9 protein-coding genes are annotated in these 14,390 nt (G+C 50.4%); 7 read left to right on the top strand and 2 right to left on the bottom strand.

Annotated features, from left to right (window positions below; all coding sequences use genetic code 11):
- Nucleotides 1-61 precede the first annotated feature (61 nt).
- Together ABEA66_RS33405 and ABEA66_RS33400 are read left to right on the top strand one after the other, a co-directional pair.
- On the top strand, nt 62-1,924 hold the full coding sequence (locus ABEA66_RS33405) for a heparinase II/III family protein (protein WP_345594440.1): 1,863 nt from the start codon (nt 62-64) through the stop codon (nt 1,922-1,924).
- Between the two features lie 11 nt (nt 1,925-1,935).
- A complete protein-coding gene (locus ABEA66_RS33400; RefSeq protein WP_345594438.1) occupies nt 1,936-3,069 on the top strand; it encodes a glycoside hydrolase family 88 protein in 1,134 nt (377 codons plus the stop codon).
- A gap of 305 nt (nt 3,070-3,374) precedes the next feature.
- On the opposite strand, the gene ABEA66_RS33395 is transcribed toward ABEA66_RS33400, so the two are convergent.
- The gene (locus ABEA66_RS33395; RefSeq protein ID WP_345594436.1) at nt 3,375-4,265 is read right to left on the bottom strand and encodes a cation diffusion facilitator family transporter; all 891 of its coding nucleotides are present in this window, start codon (nt 4,263-4,265) and stop codon (nt 3,375-3,377) included.
- A 178-nt stretch (nt 4,266-4,443) separates the two neighbouring features.
- The gene (locus tag ABEA66_RS33390) at nt 4,444-5,358 is read right to left on the bottom strand and encodes an aldo/keto reductase (protein WP_345594433.1); all 915 of its coding nucleotides are present in this window, start codon (nt 5,356-5,358) and stop codon (nt 4,444-4,446) included.
- A gap of 244 nt (nt 5,359-5,602) precedes the next feature.
- Here ABEA66_RS33390 and ABEA66_RS33385 point away from each other — a divergent pair, with 244 nt between their 5' ends.
- From ABEA66_RS33385 to ABEA66_RS33365, 5 genes are all read left to right on the top strand, one after another.
- Nucleotides 5,603-6,967, top strand: coding sequence for an MATE family efflux transporter (locus ABEA66_RS33385; protein ID WP_345594431.1), 1,365 nt, complete (start codon nt 5,603-5,605; stop codon nt 6,965-6,967).
- 109 nt (nt 6,968-7,076) lie between these two features.
- On the top strand, nt 7,077-8,906 hold the full coding sequence (locus ABEA66_RS33380) for a glycoside hydrolase family 97 protein (RefSeq protein WP_345594430.1): 1,830 nt from the start codon (nt 7,077-7,079) through the stop codon (nt 8,904-8,906).
- A gap of 104 nt (nt 8,907-9,010) precedes the next feature.
- A complete protein-coding gene (locus tag ABEA66_RS33375; protein WP_345594429.1) occupies nt 9,011-11,329 on the top strand; it encodes a chondroitinase-B domain-containing protein in 2,319 nt (772 codons plus the stop codon).
- Nucleotides 11,330-11,622: 293 nt separating this feature from the next.
- Nucleotides 11,623-12,936 (top strand): ABC transporter substrate-binding protein, encoded by a 1,314-nt coding sequence (locus tag ABEA66_RS33370; RefSeq protein WP_345594428.1) that lies wholly within the window; start codon nt 11,623-11,625, stop codon nt 12,934-12,936.
- A 296-nt stretch (nt 12,937-13,232) separates the two neighbouring features.
- Complete coding sequence (locus tag ABEA66_RS33365; protein WP_345594427.1) at nt 13,233-14,357, top strand: SGNH/GDSL hydrolase family protein; 1,125 nt, start codon at nt 13,233-13,235, stop codon at nt 14,355-14,357.
- Nucleotides 14,358-14,390 lie beyond the last annotated feature (33 nt).

Raw genomic sequence — 14,390 nt, 5'->3', positions numbered from 1 at the left:
ATTATGTATGGCGAATCGGTAGTATGATAGAGACAGTAATCTAATACTGCGGAGGCGCCCGATGAACCGTAATGAGATCAAACAAGTACTGGACAATCAATCGTCAGAGACATCTTCTCTGTTGTTTTGTGATGAAGAACAGGCTTCTTGGTGGAGCCGGGTCCGAGCATCCGGGATCTACCAGCCTATGCTGGATGAGGTCCGCGATGAAGCCGAGAAGCTGCTGGAGCAGCAGGAGCCTCAACGGTCGTACCAGCTGTTTCGCATTTTTACGGAGAGCGGCACGAGACTGGAATATGAGCAGGTCTATTTTGAGGTTAGAAAAAGACTGAACACATTCGCCATCATGTCGCTGCTCGAGCCGGAGCGCTCCGATTACCAACAAGCTCTGGAAGAAACGATTTGGTCTATATGCAATGAGTATACGTGGTGCTTGCCTGCCCATGTGGGCAATACGCCCGAAACGACAGGGGAAAGCGCCTATTCCTTGCACCAACCGTTGACAGACTTCCAGGGGAACGCACATGTCATTGATCTATTTTCCGCTGAAACCGGATTTGCTCTTAGCGAGATACTGAAGCTGACGGAGCACAGATTGCCGCGGCTGCTTCGCAACCGCATCGTTCATGAGGTATATAGGCGTATTTTTTGGCCATATATTCATCAAGGACCGTTTCATTGGGAGAAGGCGACCCATAACTGGGCGGCGGTCTGCGCCGGGTCTGTCGGTTCAGCGGCCCTTCATTTAATGAAGGATCATGAAGACCTGTCTCTGATTTTGGAACGGGTACTGCAGACGATGGATTCCTATATGCAGGGGTTCAAGGAGGACGGAGCCACGACGGAAGGCTACGGCTACTGGTACTACGGCTTCGGCTATTTTGTGTTTTTCGCCGATTTGTTGAAGAAAAGAACGGCCGGAGCGATGCATTTGTTCTCGGATGAGAAGATTCACAGGATCGCCTTGTTCCAGCAAAAATGCTTCCTAAGCGGAACCTCCGTCGTCAATTTCTCGGATTCGATGCCTCAAGCGAGAATTCATATGGGGTTGACCCATTATTTAAACCGGATTTATCCGGATGTGGAAATTCCGGAATTATCGCTACGCACCAGCTATACGGAGGACCACTGTAACCGCTGGCCGACCGCGCTGCGCAATCTGCTATGGTTTCGTGAGGACAAGGCGGTTGCCGGCGAACCATGGGGGAACGCGTCCTATTATTTACAGGATGCACAGTGGCTGGTCTCGAGATATGTGAATGAGCATGGCTCATTCAGCTTTGCGGCCAAGGGCGGACATAACGATGAGCCTCATAATCATAACGATATAGGACATTTTATTATTCATTCGCAAGGGGAAACGTTCCTAGCCGACCTTGGCTGCGGCATGTATACGAAGCAATATTTTGGACCTGATCGTTACTCGTATTTGTGCAACAGCTCTCTTGGCCATTCGGTTCCGATCATTAACGGTCGGATGCAGGAGCCGGGAGCGGAGCACCGCGCCTCTGATCTGCAGGCTGTGTCAGGTGTCGACAGAGAACAGCTGACAATGGACTTATCCGGCGCGTATGATGAGCCGGGGCTCCAAAGCCTGATTCGCAGACTCACTTGGCATAAGACCGAACAGCCTAGGCTGGTGCTGGAAGATTCCTATGAGTTTAAGGAGATGCCTGAGGAGATTGTAGAAAGGTTTATCACAATGATCGAACCCGTTATGGACGGCAGCCATCTGTATATTCAAGGGAATCAGGCTCGTCTTCATGTCGGATATGACGCGGCTGCCGCTCAGCCGTCAATCGAGGAGTTGGAGTACACGGATCATTTTGGCGAGATACGCAAGGTGTACGCCATCGACTTCAAGCTTCTTCAGCCGAAGCAGCAGAGCTCGGTACAATTTGAATTCGAACTTTTATCATTATAGGAGGACTAGAGATGACCGTTATTGTGAAAGGTCCTTGGGTAGAGGAAGCCTGGCAGGCTGCTGTTGACAAGGTAGGCAGAACAAGCCGGAGAATCGGGGCTCAATTTCCTCATGCCAGCGTGAATGGAACCTATGTATTGGAGCCGGCTTATTGGTGGACGGCGGGTTTTTGGCCGGGCTTGCTGTGGCTGCTCTACCGCGACACGAAGAATGAGCAGTTTAAAACGATCGCTGAGCAATGCGAGGATCAATTGGATCAGGTGATTACCGATTATTATAAGCTGGATCACGATATCGGCTTTATGTGGACTTTGACCAGCGTTGCGCGCTATAAGCTGCTTCAGGAGGAGAATTCCAAGCGCCGCGCATTATTAGCAGCCAATTTGCTTGCGGCACGCTTCAATGTGAAAGGCAATTTTATCCGCGCTTGGAACCCTTGGCGGGAAGGGGATAACAATGCAGGCTGGGTCATTATCGATTGCATGATGAACTTGCCGCTCCTGTACTGGGCATCCGAAGTCAGCGGTGATCCAAGGTACAAGCACCTGGCCCAGGAGCATGCGGATACGGTTCTGAAGCATTTCATCCGTCCGGACGGCTCGGTATACCATATCGTTAGATTCGATGAGCACACAGGCGAACGCATTGAGGCGCTGGGAGGGCAGGGCTTTGCGCCTGAATCCGGGTGGTCCCGCGGCACGGCGTGGGCATTGTACGGCATGGCCTTAAGCTATCAGCATACGGGCGAAGAGAAGTACCTGAATGCAGCGAAGCAGGTGGCGCATTATTTTATTTCCCAGCTTCCCGAGGACCATGTGCCTTTATGGGATTTCCGTCTGCCGGAGGGCATAGCGAAGTACCGCGATTCCTCGGCGGGAGCTTGTGCGGCTTGCGGACTGCTCCTGCTGGCGGATCTGGTCTCACCGCTTGAAGGCTCTTCCTACTTCAAAGCAGGAGAAGCGATCCTTGAATCCTTATATACCAATTACGGAGCTTGGGATAACGAGAAGGAAGAAGGCTTGATCCTTCACGGCACAAGCCATTATCCGGAGCAAAAAAATATGGATGTTCCTCTTATTTACGGCGATTATTTCTATGTGGAAGGATTGAGCCGGTTAAAAGGGCATACGGTGCAATTCTGGTAAAAAGCGCTTCTCGCGAAAAAAGAAGCCATCCTCGGAAGGACTCCGCGGATGGCTTCCATGTTGAAAAGCCCTATCTTATGTAAAAATGCGAAAGGTGATAGGTGGGGTATTCCCTGTAGGAGCGATAGCGTCCGCCTCCCGGGAAAAAACCTCTATCTTGCGTTTAAATCAATTTTTCCCGAGAACAACAGCGGCTGGAAGGGGATACCCCACCGGGGTACCATGCCTATTTTCCAGCTTTTCAGGTTTTTCAACAGAAAGAAGCTATCCTCAGGAAGACTCTGAGGATAGCTTCTTTTCCTTTTTCAGGAAGCATACCATGGATTGATATGAATCAGCACCTCATCCACATCAGGATGCTTGCTCATAATCACCTGCTTGATTTGCCGCGAGATATCGTGTCCTTGCTGGATGGTCATTTCGCCCGGGATACTGAGCCGGACATCGACCAAGATATAGTGCCCGTGCTCCCTCGCACGAATGCGATCGATGCGCTTCACCTCGGGAACGGACCAGATCAACGCAATGTACTCATCCAGCTGCTCCTGATCCACCGCCTTCTCCATCAAGATGTTGAACGATTCCAGGCCCATGTGATAGGCAAGCTTCAGCACCAGTACGGAGACGATAATCCCCGCCAACGGATCGCCGTAGGCGAGATAATGAATGTCATAGGCTTCCCCGATCAGCGCCAGCCCGATACCGGCAACCGCCGCGATGGAGGCATAAACGTCCGCAAGATGATCATAGGCCGTAGCGATCAAGCCTTTGCTGTTCACCTTTTTTCCTATCCGGATGGTGTAGGCATAGAGCAGCTGCTTCCAGACCAGGGAGATTACGGCCGCTATAAGGGCAATATAGCTGGCCGGCCGCGGCTCCTCGAAGAAGGCCATCACCGCTTCATAAGCAATGTATAAGGCGGCGATAGCCAAAATGATGGATACGAAGGCGGAGCTTAGCACCTCCGCTTTGCCGTGACCGTAAGGGTGATCCTCGTCCGCAGGCCGTTTCGAAATGTTCATGGATGTGAGGGAAGCGGCAGTAGCGATGACATCGCCTGCGTTGTGAATCCCGTCGGCCAGGAGCACCTGACTATTGGTCAAGAGCCCGACAATAATTTTGAGCAGTGTCAGGGCGACGTTGCTCACCAGGCTGATCCAGGCCGCAATAATTGAAGAATGGTTACCTTTAGACATCCGTTGTGACCCCCACCAGAACTTTTTCCCGAAGGAAACAAAAACCCTTGACCGAAATCGGGCAAGGGTTGGATATTTTTTTGAAAATAACATACTTCCTTGCTTATCAGCTGAGGCTAATCATCAGCATTTACCAATTATATCATCATTGCGAAGGAAGATGCAAAGGGCGCTTTCCTTATCTGAATCTGTTCATCTGTTCCTGTGTGAACAAGCGTTGGCCTACCATGGCGTTAAGGCTTGCCTGCTGCGGCGACTTGGCACCCGGTATAGCAACAACGGACGGTCGAGAGATCACAAACCGCAAGGCGGCCTCGGCCATATCTTCGTCCTTATCCAGAACGCTGCGGATTTCATTTACCTTGCGGATTCGTTCCACGAATTGCTTGCGTCCCGCCTCGCCTTCATTCCACGAGCTCCGTACGCTATCCGTGAAGACGGAATCCTCGGTATAATTCCCGGACAGCAATCCCATCGCCAATGGCCCGCGAACAAGCACCGCGATTTCGTGCTCTTCACAATAAGGGAGGAACTCTTTCTCCGGCTCCCGGTTCAGTAAAGAATAATCGGTTTCTACAACGCGGCAGGTTCCATTGACGTTGAATCTTTGCAGTACCTCCAGGCTATTGGTAGATATTCCGTATTCTCTGATTTCCCCGTTCTGCTTCAAGAGTTCAAAGCCTTCCAGAAACACGGAAGGGTCCTGAATATCCCCGACATGACAGAGCATGACATCGATCCAATCCGTTCTCAACCGGTGCAAGGAGGCATGGGCGCAAAGACGGATCATATCCGGGGTCGTCAGCGGAACCCCTTGTCCCGTGCGCTTGCCGAAATGTCCTATTTTGGAGACGACATAAGACTTATGCCGGTCCCCGCCCAATGCTTTGCCAAGCCGCTGCTCGGATAGCCCGTTGGGAATACCGTAGGATTCTGCAGTATCGAACAGGTTCACTCCATGGTCTATGGAAGTGCGAATGGTTGCATATGCGGTAGCGTCGTCTACGTCTCCCCATTGATTGCCAATATTCCAAGTACCAAGGCCAACTGCGGACACCTGCCAGCCCGTGCTGCCAAAATTGCGGTAAATCATTCGATATCACTCCTTTGAAATAATCATGCCATGCCGAATCATTATGCTTTTCTATTATACACGAATGTTGCGCTGCTGTAGGAAAGCGGCATGGAATTGCCGAGTTTTCGACAAAAACTCGTGAATTCTCGCTATAGGATAACGAAACGTGCCTCATTATACTGTAGTGGTTTGCAGCATGGAGCCCATGCGGATCAAGCGGGTTCTTAGATTGATCGACGGGCAGCGAAAGGGGAGTCGAGGGATGACAGATAAGAAAAAGTGGTCGTTATGGGCTTTGGCCTGGCCTATTGCGATCGAAATGCTTCTTCAATTTTTAATGGGCAGTGTGGATACCTTAATGGTCAGTCATATCTCGGATTACGCATCTTCGGCTGTCGGCTTGTCCAACCAGGTCCTGAATGCGACCAGCGTCATGTTTATGCTGATCAATTCCGGAGCCGGCATCGTCATCGCTCAAAAGCTGGGGGCGGGGAAGGCGGAGCATGCCCGGCGAACGGCGGCCATTACGATAAAAGCCAATCTCGCAGTCGGAGCTGTCTTAAGCTTGTTTATATTTTACTATGCTGACTGGCTCCTGGGGTTCATGCAAGCGCCGGAGCAGGTGCTTCCGCTGGCAGGCACTTACCTAAGCATCGTAGGGTCGAATACGATCGTCCTTTCCTTGTATGCGGCATCTTCGGCTATCGTTCGAAATACGGGAAATACAAGGGCGCCAATGCTTATCGTGATGGGGATGAACGTTATTCATCTGGTCTTGAATTATGCTTTTATTTACGGTGCCTTCGGTTTTCCGGAATGGGGGATTCTTGGAGTCTCGATATCTACCGTCGTCAGCCGTACCGCTGCGCTCATCTGCAGCCTTGCCGTAATGTTCAAGGCATTTCAACCCGGGTTTGTAAAAAGCGATTGGAAAGGGTTCGACAAGGCGCTTGTGAAGGAAGTATGGCGAATCGGCTGGCCGATGTCTATTAATGCAGCGTCCTGGAACTATTCCCAAGCCATAATTTTTGCCATGGTGGCTTCCATGGGTGCCGCCAGCCTAGCTTCGTTTACGTATATGAACACCATTCAATCGCTGCCCTGGCTCGTCGGGATGTCGGTGGCCATGGCTTCGCAAATCCGCGTCGGTCATTTGTATGGTGCACGCAGCTTCGAAGCATGCTATCGGAGCGCTTATACGGCATTATGGTCGGGGCTTGCCTACGTAGTGATGACCTCCTTGGTCCTGTGGCTCGCCGGTCGGACTGCTCTTGGCTGGTTTACATCGGATGTTGAAGTGCTGAAGATTGCAGTTCCCTTGCTGGGGGTGAATGTCCTGCTTCAGCCGCTGAAGATGGTCAACCAAGCGTTTGCATTCTCGCTTAATGCGGTGGGGGATACAAGATTTACCGCAGCGACGAATATGGCCTCCATGTGGCTCGTTGCCGCCGCCTGCTCCTATTACTTCGGCATAGCTTTGGGCTGGGGGATTACGGGCATCTATGCCGCCATGATTCTAGATGAAGCCATCCGCGGGATTCTGGTCGCTGTCCGCTGGAAGAAAAGGGGCAGGCTCAAAAGTCCTGCAGAAAACGTTAGTCTGGGACAAAAACAAGTGAGTTTGTAGCATTGAACCATTGCATCATTTGACATAGGATGAGACTAATGGTTAATGCTGCATCCCTTTGGTTTAAAAGAAAAGATGGATTTATTTCTAAAGGAGAGTGGGCTCAATAATGAAACAATCAATCGAAAGTATAACCAAGCAAAGCTGGGTGCTTAGTTCACCAGACGCCAACATTCACTTTCACATCGAGATGACCGAGCAGGGAGCGCTGTACTATCATGTGATCCATGAACACAGCGTCATTCTGGACCGCTCTCCGCTAGGTCTTGTTACGCAGGATGTGGACTTCACCGGGGAGCTGTCCTTCAGCCGGAAAGTATCGGCAATTATCAACGATCAGTATACGCTTCCCCACGGGAAAACCAGCCGGTATGTGAATCATGCTAATGAGCTCACACTGTTCTTCAACAAAATGGGACATGAGCTTCAAATCGTATGTCGTGCCTACAATGACGGTATCGCTTTTCGCTATCAGCTGCCCGGAAGCGAAGAAGTGAAGATTCTGTCAGAACCTACCGCCTTCGTTCTTCCACAGGAGCCGTTAGTCAATGTCTGGGCGCAGAAATGGATGGAGTGCTACGAACGGACCTACGATCTTGGCATGCTGGAGACGATGGACGAGTCCGACTATGCCTTCCCGATGCTGTTTCAGATTGGGAATGCGGCCTGGATGCTCCTTACGGAGGCTGCCGTATATGGAAGCTATTGTGCTTCGCATGTGAAGGTGAGTAAATTGAAAGCGCGTACATTAGAGCTTGCATTTGCCCCGGACCAGCCGGGACCTAATGTAACGAAAGCACCGTTGGCAACGCCATGGAGGACTGCAATCATTGGGACCGGGCTTTCGGCGATTGTTGAATCCAATCTGGTTTTTCATCTGAACCCCTCCTCCGAAATCGAGGATCTGTCATGGATTCGTCCGGGACGCTCCGCTTGGTCCTGGCATTCCGACAGCCAATCGTGCAAGGATCACCAGAAGCAGATCCAGTTCGTGGATTTTGCAGCAGAAATGGGCTGGGAATATTCGCTTGTCGATGGCGGATGGGACCGGGAAGAAAGCACGACCAATGTGCCTGAGCTGGTCAAATATGCCGAGTCCAAAGGAGTGGGCATATGGTTATGGACGCACTACAAGCGAATTAAGGAAGAAGAGGAATGCCGCAGCAAGCTGGAGTTATGGGCCAGTTGGGGAGTCAAGGGAATTAAAGTCGACTTTTTTGACAGCGACTCCCAAGAGAGAATCCAGGTCTACGATATGATAGCGAAGGCTGCCATGGACCACCGTTTGATGATTAACTACCACGGATCCACGAAACCATCCGGGGAGCAGAGGCGCTGGCCGCATGTCATGACGCGGGAAGGCATCTTCGGTGCGGAATATTGGAAGAATGATCTGAACGAAGGGCCGAATGCGGTTCATAACTGTACGGTCCCCTTCACCCGAAATGTCGTAGGCTCCATGGATTATACGCCTGTAACCTTGTCGAGACTAACCCGGACCGGACATTGTCATCAATTGGCTTTATCCGTCATCTTTGAATCTGCAGTGCAAAACTTTGCCGATTCCGTCGAGGCCTATCAGGAAAGCGGAGGCAAGCCATTCCTGTCACAAGTACCTGCTGCTTGGGACCAAACCTTGCTGCTTGAAGGATATCCCGGACGTTATGTCACCATGGCTAGACGCAGCGGTGAAGATTGGTACGTCGGTGCGATTTGTGCTGCCGGAGGAAGAACAGCCCATGTAGAGCTTCGCTTCCTGGATGAAAATGCCTCGTATAAGGCCGAAATCTACGAAGAAGTATTTGGCAATCTGGATCATTACCGCTTTAAGCATTCTACCGATATTACGATTCGTACGGATGTCGTAACGAATGCCGATTCGCTGCACTTGCCGTTAAGAGTCAACGGAGGCGCCGTAATCCGATTGGTGAAAGTATAACATCGGCGGGGGGGCCGGGATCAAACCAGGCCCTTTTTTTATTAACGGGCTCCCCGAAGAGTGGTTGAACCAGCTTGGAAGTCAATGTAATAGGAGGATACAGGGTGAGAGGACAAATGCTTGTTACCGATAAAGATAGTCTTTGTAAAGCAATTCAAACGACAGTACCGGGCGATACGATCGTCATGGCTAATGGGATTTGGGATGATATTCAACTGGAACTAGACGTAAGCGGCACCCGGGAACAGCCGATTACCTTGAAGGCGGAAACAGCCGGAGAAGTCATCGTGACCGGGGCTTCAACATTAACCTTTGCCGGAGAGCATCTGGTGGTCGACGGGCTGTTCTTTAAAGAAGGGCTTCAGCCGGGGAACAACGGAAGTCATACGATCATAAGATTTATGAAAAACTCGCATCATTGCAGATTAACCAATACGGCTATCATAGACTTCGTTCCGAGCCAGCCGGATATCAAAACGTTCTGGGTCACTATCGACGGTTCCCACCACGAAGTGGACCATTGCTACTTTAAAGGGAAGCTGCATGCGGGCCAGCTCATGAGAAGCATGAAATATTCAAGCTATAACCGGATCCACACGAATTATTTTGTCGATGTCCCCGCGTACGGGATCAATGGGCTGGAGATCATTCAGGTGATGGGCATAGGAAGTGATGGAGAGCCGGGAAGCGCAGGCGGTGAGCATGTCGTCATCGAAAACAACTTATTCGAAAGGGCAGACGGCGAATGTGAAGAGGTTATCTCGATCAAGTCAAACCATGATGTGATCCGGAACAATACATTTAAGGATTCCATCGGCGGGCTTGTCATCCGAAGCGGCCATACTACGGTAGTGGAAGGGAATTGGTTTCTTGGGGGTAATGTGGGTGGAACCAAAGGAATTCGCATCACAGGCGAAGATAATGTGATAAGTCATAACTATTTATCCGGACTTCAAGGGTTCGCCATTAGTGTCATGTCAGGGGAGTACATAGATGAACCGTTAACGCCGGATTGGCAGCCGATTCTGCGCGAAGGAACACCTTTGGGTCGCGTGCCTGTATACAACTGGTCCCGGAATAACACGATTAGGCATAATCAGATGATCCATAATCAAGGCTTCGACATGGATATCGGCATCGGCTACAAAACCGCATGGCCGTCCAAACAACGGATACTGCTGCCCGAGCAGAATGAAATCTCGGACAATGTGATCGTCAAGGAACGAGGGGAGTCTCTTACCTTCGCTGATCAGGATCCTGAGGTTATGGAGATTACGTTTGCCCCGAACTATTACGCCAATAACCAAATGGATGTACCCGATAAGGCGGCGTTGCTGCCCCCTGGCTTTGTTCATCAAGAGCTGCAGACTCATGCCTTGGGCAACACCGGATACGTGTGCAGTGCGGATCTGGGGAAAGAGGTGGGATGGGGTGGCCGGGCTCCGCTAAGTGCCGATGAGGTCGGCCCGGACTGGACCAAGGCGAAGCGTAAGGAAGGCAGCCCGCTGTTTCAGCCGAGAGATCAGTTTACCACCGTGGAGTCCGTTCCTTGGGACGCGAGCAAAAATATATGGGTATTGTGCGCCGGCAGCAGTGATATGTTTGTCCGTAATTGGAGAATGAAGCTCCATGTCATCGAGCGTGAGCAATGTCCTTTTGAACGTGAGGGGATCTTGTACATTCCTGTTCTGTCTTTGGCTCAACGATTAGGCTATGAGGCTTCACAAAACGTTGAAACCAATGAAATTCAAATCCGGGGCCAGGACAGAGCGCTGACCATTAGACCGGACGGCTGTGTTGTCAGAAGCGGGGAGAGCATGAGAGTGGTTCCGCTGCACTCCAGGGTAAGACGAGGGGCTCTATACATTGACGTCAGGGAGGCAGCTGAGCTGATGGGAAAAAGCCTGTACAAGCATGAGCAGGGCATCGTTGTGTTAGCGGACAATAGCGAGGATTTGACTGCTTTCAAACAGGAGCTCATCCTGGATCAAACAAGACAGCTGTTCAAGGTAACGGCGAGCCGGTTTCATAAGCTGATGACGATTCCCCCGGAAGGACATCAGCATGGTCATGTTCCTTGCCATACTTTACAGGAGGACCCTGCGTTGCAATGGATATCCTATGGTGATGGCGAATGGATCCGATACGATCTGGGACGAGCTGTTGAGGTTGGGGGAGCGGACATCGGCTTCACAAAAGGCGGTGAAGAGCGCTACTCCTTCTCGATCGAAGCCTCTCAGGACGGGTGGGAATGGAAGGAACTTGTGCGCGGGATCAGCAGCAGTGAGCAGGAATCCGTCCGGTTCAAGTCTGCAAACGCCCGTTATGTGAGGATCATTGGACATGGGAATGAGCGGAATCATGCCATAAGAATTTATCATGTGCAGTGGTACTCTGAACGGGGCGAGAACATTTTATTGTAACGTATTCCCGCCCCGGAAATGCGGGAGGATTTTCATTCCATTTACTATTAGGTTAGTTTCATACAAATAATAGTTAACTTTATACATTCTTAAAGATAGAAATCTTCATGTAGAATGATGTAAGCGGAAACAGTGATGATGAAAATGCCTGTTGAGATTGCATTTTTCCGAATCATCGTTTTACCGATTTATAATTATGATTTGAAAAAAGTGTTTTCATTTGTACATGCAAACGCTTGCTTTGCTGTACCCCAAAATAGAGAACACAGCAGAAAACGGAAGGGGAATAAGACATGACTAACAAATGGGCTGCAAGTATGCTGGCCTTAGTGCTCACTATGGGGGTTGGGGCAGGCTGCGCCAAACAAGAGGCGGCCGCTCCGGATAATCAAGGGCAGGCCAAGAGCAATATTGGTACCGATCCGATCACACTTACCGTATTTACAGAGGTGCCTATGCTTCAGGACGATTTTGAGAAGCTGATCGCCGGTCCGGTAAAAGCGAAGTACCCGAATGTAACCTTGGAGCGCAGCGAGAAGGCGAAGGGCAATGAAATCACCGACAGAATTGCCGCCGGGAATATACCGGATATCCTATTAACGGGCTTTTATTTTATCCCTAATCTTACGGATACGGGGATGCTGCTGGAAATAGATGATCGTATCAAACAAAATAACGTTGATTTATCGGCCTTCGAGCCTGTTGTAATCGATGCGTTAAAGGGCTTCCGTGACGGCAAGCTGGTAGCACTCCCGTTTTATATGGGAACAACAGCCCTTTTTTACAACAAGGACATCTTTGATCGGTTCGGCGTACCTTATCCCAAGGATGGAATGACATGGAATGAGGCGGTAGAGCTGGCACGCAAGCTTACACGCAGCGACAGTGGAGTGAATTATCAGGGCCTGAACCCCGGGAGCTGGGATACGCTGGGAAGCCAGCTGAGCTTGCAGAAGATCGATACGGCAACGAACAAAACGCTGGTGAACAACGACGGCTACCGCAAGGTGCTGTCCGTGCTGCAGGATGTCAGCTCTATTCCTAATATGGACCCGAAGATGAAGCCGATGGACGCTTTTACCAAAGATCGCAATCTGGCGATGTATAACTTCTGGTGGACGGATGTCGTCACCAAGCTGGAGGAGGCTGCCAAAGCGGGCAACCCCGGCAACTGGGATATCGTGAGCACACCGTCATTCCCGGACAAACCGGGCGTTGGAGCCAAGGTTGACGCACACATTCTTATGGTATCGTCGCAAACCAAGTACAAGAATGAGGCGTTTGAAATTATTAAATTTTTGACGACTTCTCCGGAGGTGCAGACGGAAGTAGCCAAAACAGGCCGAATCCCCGTTCAAACTAACAAAGACATCCGCAAGCATCTGGGTGAAAACTATCAAAGCCTGAAAGGCAAAAATCTGGATGCCTTCTTCAAGAATAAAATGGCTCCGCTGCCGAAATTTCATGTATTGGACAGCAGTGCGGTCAGCAAGCCGATGAGCGATGCGGTAACGGCAGTAACCCAAAACAACGTCGATATTAATACGGCGCTGCGGACAGCGGAAGAGACCATTAATAAAAATATCGAGCAATTGATGAAAAAATAACCAAGCCCAAAAGATCAATCAGACCCGTGCTGATTGGTCTTTTTCTATGTTCATATTAGTGATATGCCGGGAGGGTACAAAGAGTACCTAGTAGATAAGGAGGTTGTAGTAGATTAACAAATTCTTCAAACCGGGAAAACATGGAATTAACAAAGGAAAGGTATCTTATATTTAATAAATCAATTTGATTAAATTTATGAAAGAGTGATGCCATAGGAGAATACCTATTGTATGATAAGGAATAATCAGGTGCATCAAGAGACGCCAAATCCTTATGTGAAAGGGAAGTGAAGGGTATGACAAGGAATCAACCGTTTCGGGCCCATCAGCTTGACGCAAATATGGCGGTCAGAAAGGCGGAGGGAGAATGGAGCTGGTACACACCGCTTGCCCTGCCGTTTCAAGTTCTCGGCTTTCCATGGCTCCAGGAGGAAGGGTTATTTCGGCGGCTGCCGATTCGTCCCGTTGAACCACTCCCTGCTGCAGTCGACCGTCTGGCTAATTGTACGGCGGGCGGTCAAATCCGGTTTCGGACCAATGCGGACCGCCTTGCGATCCGTGTGCGTCTCGGAGGCCCTGCGTTCATGGATCATATGCCTGCTACCGGACAGAATGGTTTCGACGCATATATTGGTGAGGCTGGGCGGGAACGTTATGCTGGGACTAGCCGGATGAAGCTGAGCGATACAACCTATGAGTGCATACTGTTTGAAGGAGCCAAAGGGAGCAAGCTTCGTCCTGTGGCGCTTCATTTTCCACTCTATCAAAGCGTATTGGAAGTAGCGATTGGACTTCCTCCAGAAGCATTAGTGGAGTACGACGCATCCTATTATGGACAGGGCCGTCTTGTATTCTATGGCACCTCCATCACCCAGGGAGGCTGTGCCGGCAGACCCGGGCTTGCTTACACCCAACAGCTGGGCAGACGGTTGAAGCGAGAGGTCATCAATCTTGGATTTTCCGGCAATGGCAAAGGAGAGCCCGAGCTCGCGAGGATCATTCGCAGTATAGAGCGGGTGGATGCTTTCATTCTGGATTATGAGGCTAATTGCAGTACGGACAGATACTGCCAAACCTTAGAGCCGTTTATACGACTCTACAGGGAGATGCAGCCGGAGGTTCCTATCCTGGTCCTGTCCAGAATTCCATATGCCAGGGAAAGCTACGATCCGTCCAAACGGAAGGAGCGAATAGTCAAACGCGACTTTGCGCGCCATGTAGTCGAGCGATTTAACCAGGAAGGGGACTCACTGCTGTTTTTTGGAGACGGCTCGGGCCTGCTGGGAAGATCCTATGACGAATGCACCGTTGATGGAGTCCATCCCAATGATCTCGGATTTACAAGGATGGCACAAGGAATCTACCCCATGCTTAAGCGAATCTTATCTGAAAAGACTGTTAATTCAGAAAATAAGGATTGAACATTCGAGCCTGTTGTCGTACTATTATAATTA

Source organism: Paenibacillus vulneris (genome assembly GCF_039543185.1).
In the GTDB taxonomy this organism is placed as follows: domain Bacteria; phylum Bacillota; class Bacilli; order Paenibacillales; family NBRC-103111; genus Paenibacillus_S; species Paenibacillus_S vulneris.
The sequence above is the reverse complement of the archived record's forward strand: the minus strand, read 5'-3'. Positions and strand labels throughout refer to the sequence as shown.